At 40.1% G+C, this 1,565-nt stretch carries 2 protein-coding genes; one reads left to right on the plus strand and one right to left on the minus strand.

The features are described from left to right. The coding region (locus AC1DPZ_RS26925; RefSeq protein WP_477409298.1) for an LTA synthase family protein at positions 1-836 on the minus strand (836 nt) is incomplete at its 3' end. Between the two features lie 212 nt (positions 837-1,048). On the opposite strand from AC1DPZ_RS26925, the gene AC1DPZ_RS26930 reads away from it, so the two are divergent. Further along, on the plus strand, positions 1,049-1,565 hold a 517-nt coding region (locus AC1DPZ_RS26930), incomplete at its 3' end, for a M61 family metallopeptidase (protein WP_477409300.1).

Genomic DNA, 1,565 nt, shown 5'->3' on the forward strand with positions numbered 1-1,565 from the left:
GCTGTAAAGCTTTCCAGCTGAAAGATCACAATATTAGGCCGGTTGGTGGTAAGGATATGTATAGTACTGTCTTTTTTTACAGCATACATGCTATCAACCAAAGCCGAAGCTTTTTGCGCAGGCATAAACAGGTAGGGGTTACCCGGGGACTGTACGTTCTCCACCACATTTTGAATCAGGTTCCATTGGGTGTTCAGGGCACATTGGTTGAGAATGGGCTTTGCAGAAAAATAGGCATTACTCTGGCTTATTGGGGCCAGTTGTAATCCGCCGCGGATTATCAGCAGGTTTAAACCCAAAAGCAGTATAATGATAAATGGTTTAGCTATCACAGGGGCTTTGGGCTTTTTAAATTCAAAGTCGATGATATATTTTGACAGGAAGACGCCGGTAACGAATACCGCCACCATGATAATAAAGCTCAAAAAAATGGGTGACGAACTGGCTGCCGCAAAAGCTTCGGATGGGGCGTTAAAAAAAACGTCAAATGCCCTGAAATTTACTTTGGTACCCCATTCCCGGAATATATTGAGGTCTACAACCGTAACAAACGAAATTATAAAAATGCACAGGTAAACATAAAACCTTAGCCATTTTGTTTTGATGTTATGTTTACTGAACCAGTTAGCGCTAAAAACAAGCAGGGGGATTACACTAATATACGCCGCCACAGATGCATCCATGCGGATGCCATATAAAAAGGTTTGCCAGATCTCGTAAAAGCTGGTGCTGCTTAGCTTGTCCTGGAAATATATTTCAAATACTATGCGGGTTAGTATGGATAATAGAATCCAAAAGAAAAAGAAACGGCAAAAACTAAATAGACTTCTTAACATTGGGTTTCAAAAATAGTTATTTAAACCTGATGTTAAGATGTATTTAATGCAAGGTTAATGAAATATTAAATTGTGCTGACATGCAGTGCTTTAAGTGTATTACACATCCCGTTTATCTCCTCCCTGGTATTATAATAAAGCTCCGTCTGTGTTAGGTTTCCTGTTAAAATCTATAAGGGCTTTTTCTATATTTGGGAAACTCATCCTACATAATGAAAATACTACACAGATCCCTGTTGATTATTGGCATGTTTTTAAGTGTTAGCACGTTTGCACAGCATCAACCGGTAAATATGCAATATGTTGTTTCAATGGAAAAGGCGGCTGATCAGCTTTATCATGTTGAGCTAACAAATAAAACACCGGGGAAAGTGCTTGATTTTAAAATGTGCGCCTGGACACCTGGTTACTACCAGCTTATTGATTTTGCTGCCGCCGTACAAAACTTTAAGGTAGCCGATGGCAAAGGCGCAAACCTAAAGTGGATAAAAGCTTCAGAAAATACCTGGCGCGTTTATAATAACACTGCCGGCGCCGTTAAAATTTCATACGATGTAAAAGCTACCGTACCCTTTGTTGGCAATATTTACCTGGATGAAACCCGGGGATATATTACCCCCGGCGGGTTGTTTATGTACCTGGATAAAGAATTACACCATCCGGTTACTATAAAAATGAACCCGTACAGCAAATGGAATGCTATGGTTGCAACAGGTTTGGATACTGTAC

Source organism: Mucilaginibacter sp. P4_G9, assembly GCF_056400985.1.